This window comes from Paenibacillus sp. VMFN-D1 (genome assembly GCF_003386155.1).
Lineage (GTDB): Bacteria > Bacillota > Bacilli > Paenibacillales > Paenibacillaceae > Paenibacillus_AQ > Paenibacillus_AQ favisporus.
This window is the reverse complement of sequence record NZ_QRDU01000006.1, coordinates 328,116-349,610: the sequence shown is the minus strand read 5'-3', so window position 1 is coordinate 349,610 and position 21,495 is coordinate 328,116. Positions and strand designations below refer to the sequence as shown.

17 protein-coding genes and 1 tRNA gene are annotated in these 21,495 nt (G+C 55.6%); 5 read left to right on the top strand and 13 right to left on the bottom strand.

Features of this window, described 5'->3' with window-relative positions:
• The first annotated feature begins 166 nt into the window (after window positions 1-166).
• Entirely contained in the window at window positions 167-1,159 is a 993-nt protein-coding gene (locus C7820_RS30255; RefSeq protein WP_116234197.1) for an MraY family glycosyltransferase, read from the top strand.
• 167 nt (window positions 1,160-1,326) lie between these two features.
• Here C7820_RS30255 and C7820_RS30250 read toward each other — a convergent pair whose 3' ends face one another.
• Both C7820_RS30250 and C7820_RS30245 read right to left on the bottom strand, forming a co-directional pair.
• Window positions 1,327-1,791: a hypothetical protein gene (locus C7820_RS30250; RefSeq protein WP_258875587.1), complete on the bottom strand. Its 465-nt coding sequence runs from the start codon at window positions 1,789-1,791 to the stop codon at window positions 1,327-1,329.
• Window positions 1,792-1,864: 73 nt separating this feature from the next.
• Window positions 1,865-1,938: transfer RNA gene (locus C7820_RS30245), tRNA-Arg, on the bottom strand.
• A 141-nt stretch (window positions 1,939-2,079) separates the two neighbouring features.
• On the opposite strand from C7820_RS30245, the gene C7820_RS30240 reads away from it, so the two are divergent.
• Window positions 2,080-2,373 carry a magnetosome magnetite crystal formation protein family gene (locus C7820_RS30240; RefSeq protein ID WP_076174239.1) on the top strand — a complete coding sequence of 98 codons (294 nt, stop codon included), beginning with the start codon at window positions 2,080-2,082 and terminating at the stop codon, window positions 2,371-2,373.
• A gap of 280 nt (window positions 2,374-2,653) precedes the next feature.
• Here the strand turns inward: C7820_RS30240 and C7820_RS30235 are convergent, their stop codons facing one another.
• Both C7820_RS30235 and C7820_RS30230 read right to left on the bottom strand, forming a co-directional pair.
• Entirely contained in the window at window positions 2,654-3,001 is a 348-nt protein-coding gene (locus C7820_RS30235) for a hypothetical protein (protein ID WP_116234196.1), read from the bottom strand.
• A gap of 37 nt (window positions 3,002-3,038) precedes the next feature.
• Window positions 3,039-3,353 carry a hypothetical protein gene (locus C7820_RS30230; protein WP_116234195.1) on the bottom strand — a complete coding sequence of 105 codons (315 nt, stop codon included), beginning with the start codon at window positions 3,351-3,353 and terminating at the stop codon, window positions 3,039-3,041.
• A 267-nt stretch (window positions 3,354-3,620) separates the two neighbouring features.
• Here C7820_RS30230 and asnB point away from each other — a divergent pair, with 267 nt between their 5' ends.
• A complete protein-coding gene (gene asnB, locus C7820_RS30225) occupies window positions 3,621-5,465 on the top strand; it encodes an asparagine synthase (glutamine-hydrolyzing) (RefSeq protein WP_116234194.1) in 1,845 nt (614 codons plus the stop codon).
• 86 nt (window positions 5,466-5,551) lie between these two features.
• Here the strand turns inward: asnB and C7820_RS30220 are convergent, their stop codons facing one another.
• The 7 genes from C7820_RS30220 to C7820_RS30190 all read right to left on the bottom strand — a co-directional run bounded on the left by C7820_RS30220 (window position 5,552) and on the right by C7820_RS30190 (window position 17,027).
• Window positions 5,552-6,541, bottom strand: coding sequence for a LacI family DNA-binding transcriptional regulator (locus C7820_RS30220; RefSeq protein WP_116234193.1), 990 nt, complete (start codon window positions 6,539-6,541; stop codon window positions 5,552-5,554).
• A 99-nt stretch (window positions 6,542-6,640) separates the two neighbouring features.
• Window positions 6,641-10,006, bottom strand: a complete 3,366-nt coding sequence (locus C7820_RS30215; RefSeq protein ID WP_116234192.1) for a GH36-type glycosyl hydrolase domain-containing protein — start codon at window positions 10,004-10,006, stop codon at window positions 6,641-6,643.
• Between the two features lie 156 nt (window positions 10,007-10,162).
• Window positions 10,163-12,322: a beta-glucosidase BglX gene (bglX, locus tag C7820_RS30210; RefSeq protein ID WP_116234191.1), complete on the bottom strand. Its 2,160-nt coding sequence runs from the start codon at window positions 12,320-12,322 to the stop codon at window positions 10,163-10,165.
• Window positions 12,323-12,713: 391 nt separating this feature from the next.
• The gene (locus tag C7820_RS30205) at window positions 12,714-14,312 is read right to left on the bottom strand and encodes a type 2 periplasmic-binding domain-containing protein (protein ID WP_116234190.1); all 1,599 of its coding nucleotides are present in this window, start codon (window positions 14,310-14,312) and stop codon (window positions 12,714-12,716) included.
• Window positions 14,313-14,367: 55 nt separating this feature from the next.
• Entirely contained in the window at window positions 14,368-15,270 is a 903-nt protein-coding gene (locus C7820_RS30200) for a carbohydrate ABC transporter permease (protein WP_076174223.1), read from the bottom strand.
• Window positions 15,271-15,288: 18 nt separating this feature from the next.
• The gene (locus C7820_RS30195; protein WP_116234189.1) at window positions 15,289-16,248 is read right to left on the bottom strand and encodes an ABC transporter permease; all 960 of its coding nucleotides are present in this window, start codon (window positions 16,246-16,248) and stop codon (window positions 15,289-15,291) included.
• Window positions 16,249-16,262: 14 nt separating this feature from the next.
• Window positions 16,263-17,027, bottom strand: coding sequence for an alpha/beta hydrolase (locus C7820_RS30190; protein ID WP_116234188.1), 765 nt, complete (start codon window positions 17,025-17,027; stop codon window positions 16,263-16,265).
• 550 nt (window positions 17,028-17,577) lie between these two features.
• Between C7820_RS30190 and C7820_RS30185 the strand changes: the two genes are divergently transcribed.
• Window positions 17,578-18,483: a serine hydrolase domain-containing protein gene (locus tag C7820_RS30185; RefSeq protein ID WP_116234187.1), complete on the top strand. Its 906-nt coding sequence runs from the start codon at window positions 17,578-17,580 to the stop codon at window positions 18,481-18,483.
• Window positions 18,484-18,606: 123 nt separating this feature from the next.
• Here the strand turns inward: C7820_RS30185 and fucU are convergent, their stop codons facing one another.
• The gene (gene fucU, locus C7820_RS30180; protein WP_076174215.1) at window positions 18,607-19,035 is read right to left on the bottom strand and encodes an L-fucose mutarotase; all 429 of its coding nucleotides are present in this window, start codon (window positions 19,033-19,035) and stop codon (window positions 18,607-18,609) included.
• 172 nt (window positions 19,036-19,207) lie between these two features.
• Between fucU and C7820_RS30175 the strand changes: the two genes are divergently transcribed.
• Window positions 19,208-20,413: an SLC45 family MFS transporter gene (locus C7820_RS30175; protein ID WP_116234186.1), complete on the top strand. Its 1,206-nt coding sequence runs from the start codon at window positions 19,208-19,210 to the stop codon at window positions 20,411-20,413.
• An 87-nt stretch (window positions 20,414-20,500) separates the two neighbouring features.
• Here the strand turns inward: C7820_RS30175 and C7820_RS30170 are convergent, their stop codons facing one another.
• Window positions 20,501-21,370, bottom strand: a complete 870-nt coding sequence (locus tag C7820_RS30170) for an endonuclease/exonuclease/phosphatase family protein (protein WP_258875585.1) — start codon at window positions 21,368-21,370, stop codon at window positions 20,501-20,503.
• Between the last annotated feature and the right edge of the window lie 125 nt (window positions 21,371-21,495).

The following is a 21,495-nucleotide window of genomic DNA, read 5'->3' as shown; positions in this document are numbered from 1 at the left end:
AAGTGCTATAGACCTATTTTCTACTAGAATTGTAAAAAGCGGTTGATTGGAATGTTATGGAAATATTAAATATTTTATCGTTGTATTTTGCAAAAATAGCGATTATTCTAGTTAAAAATACAAATGCTACATTTAACTGTATCCGAAACCCAACCAGAGACTTTGAATGAAACGACAGCAAATTGCAAAGCTAAGTATTGGAGGCCTGACCATTGTGTATGTAATTGGATTTATTGTATCGCTTGTTATCGTTTTGGCTTTGATCCCTCCTTTAAGGAAGCTCGCGATCCGGGTTGATTTCGTCGACCGGCCCACCACTCGCAAAATACATAAGGAACCCGTACCGCATCTGGCAAGCATCGCCATCTTTCTCGGCTTTATGGTTCCCTACATCGTTCTTACCGGACACTGGGACAAGGAAATGGCCGGCATTGTGGCCGGCTCGCTGCTCATCCTCGGCATCGGCATGATCGATGACTGGTACAAGACGAAAGGCAAGGATTTTGCCGCTCTGCCCAAAACGCTCGTGCAGGTAGGCGCTGCGGTGATCGTCTATTATTCAGGGATCTCATTTGAAGGGATCACCGTTCCGTTCGCCGGCCATATGGTCGTGTTTCCGGAGTGGCTGCAGTTTATTCTGACGATTCTGTGGATCTTCGGCGTCACGACGGTCATTAATTTTATGGACGGGCTGGACGGGCTGTCCGGAGGCGTGGCCGCCATTTCGGCCTTTACGCTGTTTATCGTTGCTATTGCCAAAGGCCAGTCCCATTCCGCGATTATGGCGGTGCTGCTGGTCGGGGTGACGCTCGGTTATCTGAGATACAACAAGCCGCCCGCCAAAATTTACATGGGGGATGCAGGCGCGACGTTTATCGGGTTCATGCTCGGCATCATCGCCCTGGACGGAGCCTTTAAACAGGTGACCGTCATTTCCATTCTCGTTCCTGTGCTGGCGCTTGGCGTGCCGATCTTCGATAACATTTACGTTGTAATCAAACGGTATCGGGACGGCAAGCCGGTGTACAAGGCCGACCGAAGCCAGCTCCATTACCGGCTGCTGTCCTGGGGGCTGAGCCCGAAGCAGGCGGTCGTGTTCATCTATTTGCTCAGTGCCTGCCTGTCATTGTCCTCGATCATCCTGATGTTGATCAGTTAGCGGGGAACTTCCGGCTAGGCGTGGTTAACAAGGAAGAAAGCAGGAATCGTTCGATAGGAGCGATTGAAACGAAATGACAAAGGGGCTGCCCACCGTCGTGCATGACACGACAGCATGGGACAGCCCCTTTTATTATGGCTAACCGGCATACGCCTGTTTAGATCGAATTAGGTTTGAGAAGCGGATTGAAGGGCACGAATGGACAAATCCAGCTCCACCATGCCGCCCGGAAGGTCGCGCGATCCGGCAATCACCCAATTTACGGCCAGTGCTTTTTGCAATGCAGCCAGCTGTTCCAAGGTGAGCCGCAGCCCGTGAATCACGCCCTCGCCAACCTCAAAGTCCTTTTCCTCATCCAGTCCAAAACGCTGCACCAGCCAGTTTTTCAGCCCGTTCCGCGTGTTAAACGTCATGCGGTAGCCTTCCGTTGCCGCCTGGGCCAGCGGCTCCCCGTGTTCCTCCGAGTAGCCGAACAGGTTGGTATAACGCTCGCCCTCGAGCCCTGCCTGGATAAACGGCTCAACGTCCTTGTTATGGACAGCCTCAGCGATGGCGGCCGCGGACAGTCCGGCCCGCTTCGCCTGCTCGATCAGCAGTGCGGTCCACTGTGATACTTTAATATCCTGAATCATCCGGTCTCTCTCCCTTCTCGCTCTACTTGCTTATATCTAAAGAAAAAGCCCTCGAGTGAGGGCTTTCCTTGTACGTCCCAGGAGGGATTCGAACCCCCGACCGACGGCTTAGAAGGCCGTTGCTCTATCCAGCTGAGCTACTGGGACTTGCTATGTAATAAAAAAAGCGAATGCGTTATTTATTATACCGCATTTAGCCATTTTTTCAAGAGGAAAATGAGAAAGCCGATTGGCGGGAAATACTATGGGTAATATCATAACAAAATACGTTGTAAAGGAGCATTTTCCATGCGACAGTTGTTATCTTCACTTTCCTACTTCAGCATATTTTTCGCCCCGTTTATCCTGCCGGTGATCGTATGGATCGCCGTCCGGGACGAATACGTCGCCAGGCATGCCAAGCGGGCGCTGCTCTCGCATCTGCTGCCGTTCATTGCGGCCGTACCGCTGCTGTTCTTTACTTTGGCAGCCCACCATGCCGGCTCGATCCTGGGATATATTCTGCTGTTCTGCGTTATTTACTTTGGCACGTTCGTCTACAACATCGTTAAAGGCATTCAGGTGCTTCGCGAATATGCGTAAAGCGTGAACAGCTAAGAATCGCTGAACAAACCTCCGGGGATATCCCCGGAGGTTTGTTCATGGTTCAAGGAGGCTACTGGTTGCCAAAACGTCTTGGGTTATGGGGCACAGCCAAATTTCTCGAATTTCTGCTCGTCACTCCACCCGCAAAAGCGTTTTGTCGGGCGTACTTGCTTCTCTTGCCTTTTTTGTTCGTGAAGTCCGCCATTTAGCTCACCTCCCCTAAACCATAGTATGGGGCGGGAGTCTGCCGGCTATGTTCCTTAAATTATGGCTGCGTTTACTTTGCGAACCTGCTCCGCAGGTCCTCCTCTACGTTCCCAAAAGAGATCAGGTCGCGCAGGAACAGGTCCCGCTCCTCGTCGGCCGTCAGAAAGAAGCTGCCTTCGAACGCCTGCATCGTCACATCGGTATACGCCTGATGCATGCTGTTGTCGTACCAGTCGAGCTCTGTGTCGGCATCGTTGCGGATCAGCCGGATCAGGCCGTAACAGCCCGGCGACGATTCGGCCACATAAGCCAAAAGCGCGGGATCGTCTACCGCTCCAGGCAGCACGCCGATTTCGGCGCAGCGGACCCCGTCCAGCTCCGTCATCCGCCGCACCTTGGCATCCTTAATATAATACATGCTTTCCTCCTCTCCCTGGTCAGCCGGAATTCAGAAATCAAGTATAACCCAGCATTTTGTTCTCCGTCAGATGCTGTCGCGTTTCTGCCGTGCCGTATTCGTATATTTTCCGGTACAGCTTGTTCAGGCTCTCCGTGTACTGCGAATTGACGTCATCCTCCGGCGTATCCGGCCATGGAAACGTATAAGCCAGGAAGGAGTCTTCGGCATGCTCCTGCATATCCTCCATCATCTGCTGCACTTCCCTGGCCTGCCCCACCGTGCAGTACAACACCAGCTCATAAGGAGCGGCGCCTTGTTCGGCAAGAACGCTTCTGCCGTGTACCGATACATAAAAATGCTGCTTATCCATGTCTCATTACTCTCCTTTGTAAAGATCATAGAAATGTATAAGTTTTCAGCGGAGCTGAGCCATTCCATGATCGCAAGAAAAACATCCGCTAAATGCGGCCTGCCTGCTGTAGAAGTACGTCGACAGACACGTTTTTCTTACACTGCCTTTCCTATAGTTTTCGTTAAAGGACAGACATTTTATGCCCCGATTCGGCATATAACTGTATCACTTTGGCAAACAGAAAGGACAGCGAGTGGACAAACGACAAAGAGAGGATGACCCATCATGTGCGGAATAACCGGTTTTATACAATGGAGCGGCGACTTAACCCAGGATTCGCAGATCCTTGTCAAAATGACGGAAACGATGTCGGATCGCGGACCGGACGCTTCGGGAACCTGGATCTCCAATCCATGCGCCTTCGGCCACCGCCGTCTGAGCGTCATTGACCCCGAAAACGGCGCACAGCCCATGATCGTTCATGATGATGATGATGTGTATGCGATTTGTTACAACGGGGAGCTATATAACGCGGCCGAGCTGCGGAGCGAATTGGTCAAAAGAGGACATCACTTCCGGACCCATTGCGATACGGAAGTTCTTTTGGTTTCATACATCGAGTGGGGGCCGGCCTGCGTGGACCGGTTCAACGGCATTTTTGCCTTTGCCATCTGGGACAGCGTCCGGGAGCAGGTGTTTATGGCTCGGGACCGCCTGGGCGTCAAGCCCCTGTTCTACGCCTACATCGACGGCACTTTAATATTCGGCTCCGAACCCAAAGCGCTGCTGCAGCATCCCAAGTTGGAGCCCGTGGTCGGCCCGGAAGGGCTCGCCGAGGTGTTCATTATCGGCCCGGCGCGGACGCCGGGACAGGGCGTCTATAAAGACATGAAGGAGCTGCGGGCAGGCCACGCGATGATCTTCAGCCGCGACGGGCTGCGCAGTTACGCCTACTGGCGTCTGGACAGCCACATCCACGAAGACAGCGTGGAGGAAACGGCAGCCAAGCTGCGCGAGCTGCTGCAGGATACGCTGGAGCGGCAGCTGGTTTCGGACGTACCGGTCTGCACGCTGCTGTCCGGAGGGCTGGATTCCAGCGCCCTGACGGCCCTTGCCGTCCAGTATTATAACCGGACCAACCAAGGGCAGGTCCACACTTACTCCGTCGATTACGTCGGCAATGAGAAGCATTTCAAATCGCATGCTTTCCAGCCGGGAGCCGACGCTCCGTTTATCCAGCGGATGGTGGAGGAACTCGGGACACAGCACCATTACATCGAATTTGATACCCCCGAGCTCGTGGAATCGCTCAACGCCTCCACCCTGACCCGGGACCTGCCCGGCATGGCGGACGTAGACGGCTCGCTCTACTTGTTTTGCCGTGAGATCAAAAAAGGGGCGACGGTAGCCGTCTCCGGCGAAGCGGCCGACGAAATTTTCGGCGGTTATCCCTGGTTTCACCGCGAGGAAATGCTGAATTCCGGCACGTTCCCTTGGTCGGTCGCACCCGACATGAGAGCCAGCCTGCTGTCACCCGAAATCCGCGAATGGATCCGTCCGCTGGATTACCTGGGGGACCGTTACGCCGATGCGGTACGTGAAGTTCCCAAGCTGCGCGGCGAGACCGGCCAGCAGGCCAAAATGCGGGTCATGTCCTACCTGAACATCACCCGCTTCATGCCGACGCTGCTGGACCGCAAGGACCGCATGAGCATGGGCGTCGGCCTCGAAGTACGCGTGCCTTATTGTGATCACCGGCTGGTCCAGTACGTATGGAATATCCCTTGGGAAATCAAAATGACAGGCGGTCGGGAAAAGGGCATTCTGCGCAAGGCACTGGAAGGCGTGCTGCCGGACGACGTGCTCTACCGCAAGAAGAGCCCGTATCCGAAAACCCACAATCCGGATTTCCTTGCCGCCGTCAAGCAGCAGATGCTCGACATTCTGGACGATCCGTCTGCCCCGATCCTGCCGCTGATCGACAAGAACAAAATTCTCGAGATCGCCGCTTCCCCTGAGGCGTCCTCGAATCTGCCATGGTTCGGCCAGCTGATGTCGGGGCCGCAGCTGTTTGCTTACCTGGCCCAGGTCAACAACTGGTTGAAAACCTACAATGTGGCCATTCGTTAACGTAAAATGAACATGCAAAAAGGGTATCCGACAGGCTCTAGTCAGCCGGATACCCTTCTGTTTGTTCACCGCGGTGTATGCGTGCTTCATCTAGCCACGTTAACCTGCCTGGCGCTTTTTCCGACAGATTCCCCTTTGATCAGCGTGACGTAGATGCGCTCATGCTCCACTTCCTCACCGGATAAAATTTTGATCAGCTGCTCCGACGCCAGCGCCCCCCATTTCCGTTTGGAGTAGTTGATGGTCGCGAGACGCGGCTGCATGTAGCTCGTCAGCTCAATATTATCGAAGCCGATCAAATGCACATGCTCCCCGATCCGGTAATCGGTCTCCGCCAGCCGGTTGCAAAAACCGATGGCCATTTCGTCATTGAGACAGAATACGGCCGCCGGGCCGGTATACTCACCGATGACCCGTTCGGCGGCACGTTCCCCTCCGCTTTTCTTGAAGTCGCCGGGGATCTCGATCCACTCCACATCTTCCGTGCGGTCCGCAACCATTTTGACCGCCTTCATGCGCTGAATGGAGTCAAACGAGTCATCAGGCCCCGTCACGACGTAAATCTTTTTGTGGCCCTGCTCGACCAAAAATTCGGTGGCCAGCGTAGCCCCTGCCTTATTATCCAGCAGCACCTGATTGATGTTGGGATGCTCGAGCTCCCGGTCCAGCACGACGATTTTGTGGTTCCGTTCGGCATACTTGAGCAGCTCGGCGTTCGTAAACGCATGGTCCAGAATAATGGCCCCGTCGATCATCCGCTCCGGAAGCATCCGGTGGGCCTGCTTGCCGCTGCATACGATCAGGTCGTAGCCTTGGGCGTTGCAGACCTCCTTCATCCCGTCGAGCAGGTCGCCATACACGTCCCCCTTAAAATCCGTCAGAAATACCCCGATGATGCGGGACTCCCGCTTCTTCAGCGATCTCGCGGCCGCGTTCGGCACATAGTTCAGTTCCTTGGCGATCGCCAAAATTTTCGAGCGGGTTTCATCCGTCACCTTGCTGCTGCCGTTCAGGGCATATGATACCGTCGATATGGAAACCCCGGCTTTTTTAGCGATATCCTTAATACTAACCAATGTTCCTCGCTCCCCCGTATCAAACCATTGCTAGGTCCAAAATTATCCATATTCCAGTTCTCATGGAAAAGGGCGATCCGTGAAGATCGCCTTAAACTGCTACATAAAAATCTCAACCACATTGTGGCCGTCCGGCTTCATTCCCTGCTCGAACACGTCCTTCGAAATCCGCAGTCCGCCCTCGCGGTACGGATTGCTCACCGCCGAAGCTTCCAGCTCCCGGCCGTTCAGCTTCACGCGGCGCTCGCCGGTGCCGTTCAAATGGTAAATGAAGGCCACGTCCTGACCGTCGTAGCGGAAGTCGAAGCGCAGGCCGTCCAGCTTCTGCGGCAGCACCGGATCCACGATGAGATCCTGCTGCTCCTGGCGGATGCCCAGCGCGTTCGAGATCAGCTGATTCATGTAGATCCCCGGGCCGCTGGAATAAATACGCCATCCGCCCTTCACCTGCACGCTGCCGCTGCGCAGCTCATCGAAATGCGCCTGCGCGTCATAACGCGTGTTGAACTTGCCGTCGGAGCTGCTGAAATAGGCGTTGCTCTGACGCAGCTCGGCATTCGGCACGACATTGCGGATGCCGACCGGGTTGATCACGTTCATGCCGTTCCATACATCATCCGCATGCCCGAGCTTCGCCATCGCTTCGATGAAGCGGATATGGGCGTGAACATACTGCAGGCCCACTTCGCGCCCGAAGTTCGACGCCTGCTCCGCCCGTTTGAAGTGCGTGCTGACGCCGCCGGCATACTGGGCCGGACGGTTCATGAGACGGACGCCGTCCGGGAAGAAGAGCTTCTCTTTGATCAGCTCATAATGCGCCTTCGCGCGCTCCGGATCCAGCAGCTCCGCAATCATGCTCCGGGTCATCGGCAGCAGGCGGTACTGAATGCCGGTCTCTTCGTCGGTCGGATGGAGCATCAGCTTCACCTCGTCCGGATTCTCCATATAGAGGAACCCAGGAATGACTTCCGTTCCGAGCATGTATTTTTCGTAATCGCGCTTGATTCCTTGCGCCATGTCATGAAGCTCCTGAGCCAATTCCGGCTTGGCGGATTTCAGGGCGCCTGAGAGCTGCGTCATCGTCTGGTACGTCAGGGCGACGGTCCAGCTGCTGACCATATACTGCTTCAGCTGGGCGTTGGCCGGCTGCAGCGTATCGTCCCAATCTCCATCCCCATAAGAGGACAGGTGGGTATCGTGCAGGAAGTGGCTGCGAATGTAACCGATCTCCTTGTACACGTGATCCAGAATCGTGGCGGTTTCTTCGGTAAAATGGAACTTGTGCTTGACCGTATACGGAACCTTCTCCTCGAGAATGCCGAAGTCTTCGGTCGCCCGCAGGTAATCGCTGAGCACCTTCAGCGGCCATACGATGATATCGCCGTGGCTCTCCTCCTGCTGGACGGTAAAGTAGTTGTCGAACATAAACCACTGCGGCCAGTTGCCGTCGTCTTCGTACTGGTGAGAGTACACCATTGTCAGAATGTCGCGCACCTGTTCGAATTTTTGCGTCGCCATAAAGTACTCGGTCGGCCCCTGGCAGACGTCCCGCGTTCCCCAAGCCGCGCCTCCGTACTGCTCCAAGCCATGCGGCACCGAATAATGAACCAGCATATTATGGGTGTACCACCAGGCCAGCGCATTCACTTTGAAAAAGTCCTTGCCTTCCGTGCCATCCCCGCCGGTTAAGCGGAATCCGTTCATCACGTCCCGGAAGAACTCCCGGTACTTCGCGATTTCATCCTCTGCGCTTCGGTTAGCCTCAGGAAGGTCTTCACCGTCCAGCAGCCCCTGCATCGTCAAAGTCCATTCCGAGGCAGCATCCAGCTTGAGCGTCACTACCGACGCTTCCCCAGCCTGAACGCCGCTTGCGAGTGCCGTTTCATCGCTAACAGCCGCCTTGGCGCCGTCAATCCGCATGGTATATTTCAGGTGCGGATAGGCTTCCTTCCGGAGTGCATCCTGGGCGCCGTGGAACGTCAGCACACCCGCCGATTCCGTCATGCGGACCGGTGCTTCGAACTCGTTGACAGCCATGGTGACCTGGCTGGTCACCAGGAATTCATACGTTTTGCCGCTCTCCGAGCGCACATGAAGGCGTACTTCAGGCGCATCCGCCGCCGCAAAATTAGTGATTACCAGCATGTCCTCCGCCGTTTTGTAATACCAGCGCACGTAGTTGAAGCCGATCTCGAACAGGGACGGCATCGTCAGGAGACGGTACACTCCCTCGATGTTTACGTATATCCGCTGTCCCGCCGTCTTCGGCACGTTCAAGGCGCTGCGGGCATTGCTCATCATTTTGTTGAAGTTGGTATTGCCCACCACCAGATGGGAGTTGAAAATGCCGTACATATAAGAGGTCGTCGTCACGACTTTGGCGCCCAGCTTGACGCTGCCGCCGCTCATCAGAATATGACCGTGCGGACGCTCCACCCGCAGCTCCTTCTCTTTCAGTACGACATGCTCATAGGTGTCGGTAAAGAACGCAAGAAGCTGTCCGTTCTCGGTCTCCTCCTCCTGTCTTTCATCTGCCGGGAAAAGGGCTTCGAGCTCCTCCGCGGTAAGCGGCAGGGTACGCAGCGGTTCACCGATCTCCGGATTCAGGCGGACCCGCGGCAGTTCGTGCAGCGGACCGGCCGCAGCGGCCAGATTTGCCTGCACCTGATCCCAGGCTTTCAGCACCTCGTCCTTGAATTCCAGCTCGGTTACCGCAGCCGCATGATCCGGCTTGAACAAGCCGTAGAACACGAAGCGTGCTTCCCCGTCCAGCGTTACCGCTTCGGACTGAAGCGCCGTGTAGGCGAACTCGTATTGATAGACCTCGTTCGCCAATTGAGGCTGGCTGAGGCATGCCGGCACGTTCGTTTCTTTATAAGACAGGCCGAAGAACTGGAAGCCGTCCGTAGAGAACCCCGCGGCACGCGTCAGCGAACCCTGCTGTATGTAAGGGAACGCTCCGCCCTGCGGCTGGTTCTGGCGCGAGCACACCACATAGCCGTGGTCTTTGTCTTCGAAGACGGTATGGTCGATATATTGGGACAGGTACGCCTCGTTGCTGCGAACGGCGCCCGGATCCGCGTCCCCGATATCCTGGCCGTAAACAACGTCGATCTTGAGGCCCTGCCCGGTCGCCCGGACGTCCCAGAACCATACGCCGAGCGGACTGAGCGCAAACGTCACGCTGTACGCTACCCCTTCGGCTTCGCCTGTCCAGACGATACGTCCCTCGCCTGTGCTGACCCTACTGTCCGAACGGATGCCGAGCAGCGGGTAGAAGCGGATGGCGGAATCGTCATGGATGCGGAGATACAGATTATTTAAAGCCCCATCGAGCGGGCTGCTCATCAGCTGGTTGATCATCGTTTTGCCGCTGACGGCTTGGAACAGGTCGCCGCTTTCCCAGAACGTAAAGGACAGATCGCCCGCCTGGACGTGAAGCTTGGAATTCGTAATGGTTGTCATAGTTGTTCATCCTCCTATCCCGGAAGCCGGCCGGAACCTGTCCGGTACGGCTTCGAGGCAGCTTTTACAGTATTTTTCATCCTGCATCGTCTTGTTGGTCAGCTCTCTCCAAGACCATACGCTGTTCTTTGTGTACACGCATGGCCGTCTGTTCATCTAAACCAGCCGGAACGACTCAACAAGGGTGTCCCGGCTGTTCGGACCGACAAACACCTGGAACGTTCCCGGATCGCTGGCTTGCGTAAGGTCGGAATGATGATAACGAAGCTGTTCCTCCGTGATCGTAAAGACCGCATCCGCGCTTTCCCCGGGAGCAAGCTCGAGACGTACGAAGCCTTTCAGCTCGCGCATCGGACGGACCACTTCACCGGCTACGTCACGGATATACAGCTGAACCGTTTCGATGCCTGCGCGATCCCCGGTGTTCGTTACGTTCACGCTGACCTGAAGCGGCTGATTGGCCGTTATCTCGTTTCCGGACAATTTCAGCTCGCCGTATTCAAACGTCGTATAGGATAGGCCGTATCCGAACGGAAGCAGCGGATCATTCGGACTGTCGATATATTTGGACACATACCGCTCTTCCGTTTTGTCCGGATTCATCGGACGGCCGGTATTGTAATGGTTGTAATAGACCGGAATTTGACCCACCGAATGCGGGAAGGACATCGTCAGCCGGGCCGAAGGATTCACGCGCCCGATCAGAATGTCGGCGATCGCGGCTCCGCCTTCGCTGCCCGGGAACCAGGCTTCCAGGACGGCGTCCGCTTCGTCAATGATTCCGTGCAGGTCCAGCGGACGGCCGTTGAAGATCACCGCAGCCATTGGCTTGCCAACCTTCTTCAGCTGCCGCACCAGCTCCAGCTGGGCTTCCGGCAGGCGGATGTTCGTTCGGGACCCGCCTTCCCCGCTCATGGCCGAATCTTCGCCAAGGGCGAGCACGATCACGTCCGCGTCTTGAGCCGCGGCGATGGCAGCGTCAATCTGCGATTGCTCCACGCTTACGAAGCCGGAGCCTTCGGCAATGACCAGCTGCCCCTCAGCCAGCCGCTCCTGCAGCGCGGTTCCCAGCTTCACGGCGTCTTCCTTCACGCCGACGCAGGACCACCAGCCGAGGATGTCGTCGCTCTGGGCGAACGGCCCAATCAGGGCAACCTTCTTTCCAGGCGCAAGCGGCAGCAGGCCGCCTTCGTTTTTCAGCAGTACGCTCGACTTGGCTGCCAGCTCGTAAGAAACGTTTCGATGTTCCTGACAGAACAGCACTTCGCGCTCACGCTCCGGATCGGCTCCTCGCAGCGGATTGTCGAACAACCCGAGCTTGTCTTTCAGCCGCAATATCCGCAGCACCGCTTCGTCGACCAAGGCTTCGTCCACGCGTCCGCTCTCGATGAGGCCCGGCAGATGCTGTACGTAACAAGGAGTCATCATCTCGATATCCACGCCGGCCCGGATCGCCCGGTAAGCAGCCTCGCAATCGTCCTCCGCCGCGCCGTGCGCGATCATTTCGCGGATCGACGCCCAGTCCGAAATCAGGACGCCGTCAAAACCCCACTCATCGCGGAGGATGCCGCGCATCAGCTTCTCATTGCCGGTAGCCGGAATGCCGTCCACGGTATTGAACGACGTCATGACCATCTCGCAGCCTTCCTCCAGTGCCGCTTTATAAGCCGGCAGATACTGCTCCCGCAGATTGCGTTCCGACATGTTGACCGTGTTGTAGTCGCGTCCCCCTTCAGGAGCGCCATATGCGGCGAAGTGCTTCACGCAGGCAGCCAGCCGCTCCGGCTCTTCCTTCAGGCTCCCGCCTTGATAGCCGCGGACAAAAGCCCGGGCAAACAGGCTGTTCAGGTACGGATCTTCGCCGGTCGTCTCCATGACGCGTCCCCACCGCGGATCGCGCACCAGATCGACCATTGGGGCAAAAGTTACGTGAATGCCGGCCACCGCCGACTCTCTCGCGGCAATTTCGGCGCTCTTCTCGGCCAGCTCCGTATCCCAGGAGCATCCGATCGCCAGCGGGATCGGAAAGATCGTTTTGAAGCCATGCACCACATCGGCCATAAACATCAGCGGAATGCCGAGCCGGCTTTTGCTTAAATATGATTTCTGCACGTCGATGACCGACTGCGCTCCCGATAACCCCAGAACGGAGCCGCTGGCGGTCACCATCGATTCGGTGATCCCCATTTCCTCAAGCGGTCCGGTGATTTGGCTTTTGCCGCCTTCATGAAAATTGGCGGTCAGCTGGAGCAGCTGCGCAATCTTCTCCTCCAGCGTCATCTGATGTAACAGTTCGGTTAACTGCCGGTTGTCCATTCCATTCCCTCCACAACAAAGTCGTATGATGATCCAGGCCTCCGGACACGAATGGTCCGGCGCTTTCAGACCCTTTCTCCTTTCTCAGGAGCTTGCACAAAACCTGGCTGACAAGGGCAGCAAGGATGAAACCCGTCCTTGGCGCTTATCTTTTGTGCAAATTCCTCATGAAGAAAAGCGTCTATCGATGTACAATTGCATTCTTTAATCGTTATAAGAATCCAAATCTCCTCCCTGTGGCCAGGCCGGCCTATCTATAATAGAAGGAACCTGGCCCGGCACCACCGTGGAAGAGAAGAACCCGGATGCATCAAAATGTGCTGCACACCGGGTTCCTTAGACTCGGACTGCGTATAATGCTCAGTTCTTATCCTTATTTCAGAACGATCTGTTACTTGGCAAATTTGCTGTTCAGTTCATCCAGAACCGGTTGAACGAGGGACTGCTTGCTTTGTACCCACTTTTTCCAGTTTGCTTCCAGATCGCCGCCTTGCAGGATCAGGTTGGCATACTCGTTCTGGTAATCGAAGGATGCCTGGCTCTTCGCTTTGGAATCGTACAGCTGCACATCCCAGTCGTAAGTTGCCAGCTTGCCGCCTTCACTGCCCAATTTCGCTTTCTCTTTAAACAGCTCAACGGCGCGGTCACGGTATTCCTTCTTGATCGCAGGGTTCACGATACTGAAGTCGTCGCCCAAAATGTACAGTCCTTCAAAACGTGCCGGATATTTGTCTTCCAGGGTCGTTCCTTCCGGAAGCAGGCTGACCGGCTCTTTGTTCTCGTCGTACTTCCAATCCTTGCCCTCAAAGCCCATGTTCAGGAGCATTTGTCCTTCTTTGGTCGTCGAGTAATCGATAATATCCATGATACGTTCGAACTTCTCTTTGCTGATGTTCGGCGAGAAGATCAGCGCAGACCAGAAGTTCGGCTGCTCCAGGTTGCGGTATTTGCCGTCGTCACCCAGAACGATCGCCGTATGGACGAGGTCGTCGCTGCTTACGCCCAGGTTCTTCTGCATGTTCTTGTCCATGTCTTGTCTGTACGAAGCCAGACCGCCCAGGGACATCATCGCAGCAACGCCTTTGACTCTGAAGTTGTCGCTGCCTTCGTTGTTTTTCCAGGTGTAGAATTCCGGATTAAGCAGGCCTTCTTTGTACGCTTTCTGCATCAGCTTCAGACCGGTCAGCGTCTCCGGATCGGCTGGTCCCCAATGGAACTTGCCGTCTTCTCCTTTGTAGAACGCCGATTCCACGCGGGAGTGCTCACTGTTGGCCATGATGATGTTGGTCAAAGCGTCATCCGCTGTGTATGAGATCGGAACGAGCTTGGAGCCCAGCTTCCCTGGGTCTTTCTCTTTGACCAGTTCCGCATAATGGATCAGTTCGCTTGTGGTGTATGCATCCTTCAGTTCAAACCCGACAGCTTTGGCCCAGTCTTTGCGGATCGCAATGACGCCGATTTGGTTCACAAGCGGATCGGCCGGTTTGTTCTGGTAGTACACAGGTTTCGGCAGAATGTAAGTACCGCCTGTCAGCTCTTCCAGCTTGTCGCCGAGGCCGGTCAGCTTGTAGGCCGCCGCCACATTCGGCCAGCGCTCTTTCCAGTCATCCGGGAATTTGTAGAGCAGTCCTTGATCGACATAGTTCATGAAATCGCCGTGCACGTAGTTCCAGCTGGCCACGTCAGGCAGGTCGCCGGAGTTGATCCACAAGCGGAGTTTTTCCGGCCAGGAATCCCACTGTACGTAGTTGTAATCCCACTCGACGTTGAATTTGTCCATCCAGTACTTGTGGAACTCGTTGTCGAGCACACCGTCTTTTACTTCTGTGGTCTGCGCGACGGAAATTTTTAATTTGTCCTTGTAGTTCCCGTCCGCGTCTTTTTCGTTGCCGCCGGATGATGCCGTGTCTTTCCCGCAGGCAGTCACCGTCAGCATCACCGCCGACAGCGCAACGGCCAGAAGCGGTTTGAACAGCTTTTTGGTGTTCATGTTTTTTCCCCTCTTTTGATCAGATTTTTTGTGGTAAAAAAAATCTATTGTGTAATCAGGTCTTGATAGCCCCTGTTAACACCCCTTTGGCGAAGTGCTTTTGCAGCATCGGGAAGAAGCACATGATCGGCACCATCGATACGAAGACCGAAGCCATCTTCATTCCCGTGGAAAAACCGGATTTGTTCAGGGCGTCCACGCTGGCCGCATTCGAAACGTTTGTCGACGATTCGACGATAATGGTCCGCAGGACGTTTTGCAGCGGAAGCATTTCCGCTTTTCGCAGGAAGATCATCGCATCATACCATCCGTTCCAGAAGGCCACGCCATAGAACAGCGTAATGGTCGCCATAATCGGCGCCGCGAGCGGAAGGACGACGGAGAACAAGATGCGCCATTCGCCCGCCCCGTCGAGCCGCGCGGATTCCATCAAGGACTCCGGCAGGCCCTGGAAGTAGTTCATCATCAGGATCATATTGAAGGCACTGAAGCTTCCTACCAGGATGACAGACCACAGGGAACCGGTGAGGTGCAGCGATTTCATGACCAGGTACAGCGGCACAATCCCGCCGTTAAAGATCATGGTGAACAGGACGAGGAAGAAAATAAACTTTTTCCCCGGGAACTTGTTGCGACTGAGGCCATAAGCCATCGTGCTTGTCAGGAACAAGCTCAGCGGCAGGCCAACCACCAGAATTTTAATGGTGTTCCAGAAGCCCGTCAGCAGCCTGCCGTCTTCGAACAGCGCACGGTAGGCGTCCAGCGTCGGATGCTTCGGCCACAGCATCATCGGATTATCGGCATATTCCTTCTGCGAGGCGAGGGAGATCGCGATCACGTTCAGGAACGGAATCAAAATAATTAAAGCCAACACAATCAACACGATAAACATGATGTAATCGAGAAGCGTCATTTTACCGACCCGGTATTTATGCCGTTTCTCAGCATGCGTACTCATCTCTCTAACACTCCTTTCCTAACGGAACAATCCGTCTCCGCCCATCAGTTTGGCCACGCGGTCCGCAGCAAGCAGCAGAATCATGTTCACGAGCGAACGGAACAAGCTGACCGCCGTCGAGAACGAGAAGTCCGTCGAAGACTGGAACGTGATCCGGTAAATGTACACGTCGAGCACCTGGGACACGTTCTGCGTCGCCGCATTCGCCAAGTTGAAAATCTGGTCGAAGCCGGCGGACATCAGGCCGCCCACGTTCAGGATGAACATGACCGTGACGGTCGGCAAAATGTTCGGCAGCGTAATTTTGAAAATTTGCTGCATTCGCGAAGCGCCGTCGATCTGCGCCGATTCGTATTGGTCCTGGTCGATCCCCGAGATAGCAGCCAGGAAGATGATGGCCCCCCATCCGGTGGATTTCCAGATGTCCGTCAAAATCAGCATCGGCAGGAACATAGGCTCGGAGCCGAGGAAGTTGATCGTCGGAAGTCCAAGAAGCTGCAGCGCGCTGTTCAGCAGGCCGTCATAGGAAAGGACGTTGATCACGATCCCCGAAACAATGATCCACGACAGGAACTGCGGAAACGTAAAGATCGTCTGGAACAGCTTCTTCGTCTTCCGCATCCGGAGCTCGTTCAGAAGGAGCGCCAGCAGAATCGGGAACGGGAAGGTGATGATCAGCTTGATAATGTTGATGTACAGTGTTCTCCACACCGCTTGGGCAAACGTCGGGTCGCGGAATACATACTTGAAGTTCTCCAGGCCGACCCAAGGGCTGCCCCAAATTCCCATATTGGCTTTGTAATGCTTAAATGCGAGCGATAAGCCGCCCATCGGCAGATAAGCAAACAGGATCAGCCAGATGATGCCGGGAATAAGCAGCGTATACGTCATCCGGTGCTTCCAAATTTCCGTAAACAGATTACCGGTTTTGGAACGCCCCTTTGCATTTTTGTTCGGCCCTAAGGCTGCGGGTTTCAATTGGCATCTCCTCACTATTCTTGGGTCTTGTCTTCAAACAGAAAATCAAAAGCGGTTTTTAAATGCTCTTCCCAAAAGAGCCAGTCATGCGTTCCCGGTCCCTCAACGTACCGGAAATCGAACGGGCTGTTCTCCATGCTGGCGGCAAACTGCCGGTTCATTTCTACGAACGGATCCTCCGATCCGCAGCAGCACAGCACCGGCGGCAGCCTTCGGCCCTCTTCGATCAATTTCGCGGACAGCGCATACACATCCTGATCCGGCTTCACCTCAAGCCCCGGTCCGAAGACGGCCTGCATCTCCCTGCGCATCCCTTCCGGCATAGCCGGGTCCTTCAGACGCTGACGGATGTCGGTCACGCCCGAGAAAGATACGGCTTTGGCGTACCGCTCCGGGTAGGTGAGAGCGCATTTGAGCGCTCCGTAGCCGCCCATCGACAATCCCGCCACAAACGTTCTTTCGGGATCGGTATTCAAATGCAGCAGGCGCCTGCACAGCTCGGGTAGCTCCTCCGTGATGTAGTGAAAATAGTCCAGCCCGTAAACCATGTCGGTATAAAAGCTTCGCCCTGCTTCCGGCATGATCACCGTACAGCCGTGCCTCGCCGCGAACATTTCCACGGTCGTCAGGCGGTGCCAGGTGCTGGCGTTGTCCCCCGCTCCGTGCAGAAGATACAGCGTGCTTGAAGTGGGGACGCCGGTATCCACCGGAGAGATCACATGGATGCTGGTCGTCATCCGCAGTGTTGGCGAGCCGGTATCGATCGTTAGATGCGCCATATGTAACCCCTTTCATTTCAGTTCGACTGCTCTATCGTGTTGTCCGCCTTAGTCAGCGGCAGCCCCCTTTCGGGAAGCCGGCCCGGCTGAGCCGATAACGGACAGTTTCGGCCCGTCATTGGTTCTTCTGATCGCCGATTGCGTTCCCGCCTAAGCAAGATCCGATTCAGCCTCATCGGGCGTTATCGGTAGCTGCCGCAGGAGCGTCAAAAGCGATGAAAGCGATTTTTTCGAATCGTTTCGATTAACATCATAAGCCCGTTGTCTAAACCTGTCAACAACCTTTTTTGCAAAGGCCCCGCGAACTGTATTTTTGTGCAAATCCCTGATCTCACTTACGTTAATGCGACAAAATCCCTATCGGATGACAAACGGTAACCGCTTACAAAATGGAGTTGACAAGATAAAGCACTCTGTTATAATCTCAAGATTAACGAGTCAATGTGGAAACGTTTCTATAGATTTCATTCTATTCCTGACGGCCGTAGTGGAACGGTCCATGCAGTAACCCGTTTCAGCCGTAGGGATCAAGCGGAAGGAAGGCTTAACGATGACATTTCAAATCGGCGGTTTTGTCGATAACGTAGGCAGCAGGAAACTGAACGTCTTATCGGTCCGGGTGCTGCAAAATGGGCAGCTGCTGGGGCTCTGGGACCGGGATGGCGACGCCCGCCGGCTTCAGCATTCGGTCAGCAAGTCTTTTACATGCATGGCGGTCGGACTTGCCATCGCCGAAGGAAAGCTGACACTGGATGCACGGTTAAACGATTTTTTTCCGAATTACGGGAAGTCGGTGAAGGATTCAGCCTATCCACCGGGAGAGCTGACCCTCGGTCATCTGCTCCGGATGGCCTCAGGCCACGATGCCCCGCCGCTCTGGGCGGAAGAGCGGGAAACGCTGCAGGAGAAGGATTGGGCAAAATACTATATGTCCCTGCCCTTGGACCGGATGCCCGGAGAGACCTTCACGTACAGCAGCGGCGACACGTTTATGATCTCGGCCCTGGTTCAGGCCGCGACCCTAGAGACGGTGCGCGATTATTTGGTGCCGCGGCTGTTCGAGCCGCTCGGTATCCGGGATGTCCGGTGGGACACGTCGCCGCTCGGCGTCACGCTCGGCTGCACCGGGCTGTGGATCAGCTGTGAAGAGCTGAGCCGGTTCGGCCAGATGCTGCTGCAGAAGGGGCGGTGGCAGGGCGTTCAGCTGATCCCGGAGGCATGGATCGGCGAGGTTACGCGGAAGCAAATCGACACGCCGGGAACGGCGGACTGGGGTGCGGGTTACGGCGGCCAATTCTGGATGTGCACGCATGGAGCATACCGCGCCGACGGCATGCGTGGACAGTTCTGCGTCGTCATGCCGGACAAAGAGGCCGTGATCGCCATCAACAGTGACGAGGATGATATGCAGGGCATTCTCGACGCCGTCTGGGCGGATATTTTGCCCCAGCTCTAAGCGTGTTACATTTTCGTGACATGTCAGAAAATACAACAAAACGGTGCGTCCTCTTAGGCGAGGAGAGCACCGTTTTTGCTTGCTTGGGGGTGAGGAATCTGGAGCTTTCGTATCGCCATTCCCTTAAGAAATGACCCCTTTGGACAAAATCAGGTTGCCGTACAACGCACGTTCTCCGGTCGCCACGACCGCGTAGGCTTTCTTCGCGCGTTCATAAAATTCGAAACGTTCCAATTCGGTGAACTTGATGTCTTCCCCTTCCGTCTCATGCACGATCTTGCGGTATACTTCCCACACCGGCGTTTCCACCGGATCTCCCGGCACCACCTGCATCAGCATGACGGGGTACTCCACGTACCTGTTCAGGGGCAGCAGCTCAAGCGCAGCCTGGAGCAGCTCGGGAATGCCGTGGCCGTCCGCCCGGACCAGCCGCTTGGCCAGACTGGCGGAAGGGAAATTTCCGTCGGCAAATACGATCTCGTCCCCGTGCCCCATTTCGCTTAATATTTTCAACAGCTCAGGAGACAGCAATGCAGAAATTCCTTTCAACATGACAAAAACCTCCTATTATGATCCCACTCGGGGTGTCCTGAAACATAATACGACACGCGGAAGGAATATCCTTCCTTAAATAAATTTTACAATCGCATGAAGCTACCGGATACACTGCCGTTGTATAATAGTGGAAAATGACCCCTAACACGAAACGGAGGATTTGTCGTCCATGAAAAAGACCTGGCTGCTCGGCTTCGGATTTTTCAGCATCAGCATTACCTGGGCGCTGTACAATGCGTTTGTTCCGTTTTTCCTCGATCCGTTCCTGAAAAGCGCCGCGTGGATCGGCTTCATGATGACCATCGACAACTATTTCGCCCTGTTCCTGCAGCCATGGATCGGCAACCGGAGCGACCGGACCGTCTCCCGTTTCGGCAAGCGGATGCCGTACCTGCTCATCGGGATGCCGCTCGCTGCCCTGTTCGTCATCCTGATCCCCTTTCACACCAGTCTGCTGACGCTGGTCCTGTTCATGATGCTGATGAACCTGGCGATGAGCCTCTACCGCTCGCCAACGATCGCGCTCATGCCGGACATCACGCCGGAAGGGAAGCGGACCAAAGCCAACGGCGTCATCAACTTCATGGGCGGCGTAGGCGGCATCCTCGCGTTTGCCGGCGGATCGCTGCTGTACAACCAGAACCGCTCCTTCCCGTTTATCGCCGCGGCGGTCATCACCCTGCTGTCGCTGTGGATTCTGTACCGCTTCGTCCCCGTTCGGGGAAGCGGTTCCACACCTTCCTCCGCGCCGCAGGAAGGAAGCCGGATCAAGCTGCGCGGCGAGCTGGACCGGACGACGGTGCTGCTGCTGATCGCCATCTTTTTCTGGTTCGTCGGGTATCAGGGCGTCGAATCGTTGTTTACGCTTTACGGCAAGCATCATATGGGGCTGCAGGAAAGCGCCGCTTCCTTCTCCCTGACCTTCTTTTCGCTGTTCTTCGTCCTGTTTGCCATCCCGAGCGGCTGGCTCGGCAACCGTTACGGGAAGAAGAAGATTATCCTGACGGGCGTCGCCGGCCTGTTTCTCGTGTTCGCGGCCGTTCCGTTCATCGGAACCGTGGGACTGCTCCGCGCGCTGCTTGCCCTCGGCGGCATCTTTTGGGCGTGCATCAATATTAATTCGTATCCGTTCATCGTATCGACCGGAAGCGAAGCGAGCATCGGAACCCGAACCGGACTGTATTACCTCGTGTCCTCCCTGGCCGCAATTACCTCGCCGCCCCTGCTCGGGCTGATCATCGACCAGTTCGGCTACGCCTCCTTGTTTGTCGTCGCGTCGGCCAGCCTGCTGATCGCCCTGCTGTTCCTGACGATGGTCCGCCATGACGGCAAAACGGCCGGCGCAGGGTCCGAGACAGCGACGCTAAACGGATAAACAGATGGGCGTATTACAAAAAAAACATCCGCGGCTGACGAAGCCAAGCGGATGTTTTTTTGCTGACATGCGAATTGCCAATGCCTGCTACACCAGCAGGTCGGCGACCACCGGAAAATGGTCGGAGGGCATTTTGCCCTGGCGGTGGTCGGTGATCACGCCAAAATTGCGCACCCGTACCCCGCCGGTCACGAAAATAAAATCGATGGCGCTCTCAAACTCGAGACCATGCTCCTCGCCCGAGCTCAAATACGCAGGAAACAGCCGCACGGCCGTTTCCCGGGAGTCAAAGCCCTGGAAGGTGAATGCCGGGCCGAAATGCCGGTAATCCGCGCTGACCGCCGCATCACGCAGCAGAGCCCTGCCCTCTTCTTCGCCGCAGAGGACGCGGTAGGCTTCCGAATCGCTGGTGACGTTGAAATCCCCGGTCAGCACCGCGGCGCCCTTTTCCACCAAGTCCCGGATCCGGCTTTTGATCAAATGTGCGCTCTGCTTGACCGCCTCGACGCCGATGTGGTCAAAATGAGTGTTCAGATGGATAAATTCTTTTCCCGTATATGTATCCTTGAACCGGCACCAGGTTACCATCCGGGTGCAGGCTGCGTCCCAGCCCAATTTGCCCGGCTTCTCCGGCTCTTCGGACAGCCAGAAATGTCCATGCTCCAGCGGCTCCAGCCGCTGCTTCAGGTAAAAGATGCAGGCGTATTCGCCGTCCTGCTTCCCGTCCTCCCGGCCGGCTCCGATCCAGCCGTACTCCGGCAGACGCTCTTCCAGATCCGTCAGCTGGTTATGCAGCACCTCCTGCATGCCGACCAAGTCGGCGCGGTGGAAGCGGACGATTCCGGCAACCAGGTCCCGCCGGCTGTTCCATGTATTCTCGCCTTCCTTGTCATAGTCGTTTTTGATGTTATACGACATGAACCGGAGCTCGATCTCCGGTTTAGCTGTGTTGCTCACATCAACACCTCATTTCTCAAAGTTTGCGCACGCCCATTCTACCATAATCCGCCGGAAAGCGATCACAAAATTTGGTTAATGGCACGAATAACCCCCTCCAGGCGGGTTCTCAGCTTTGATATGAT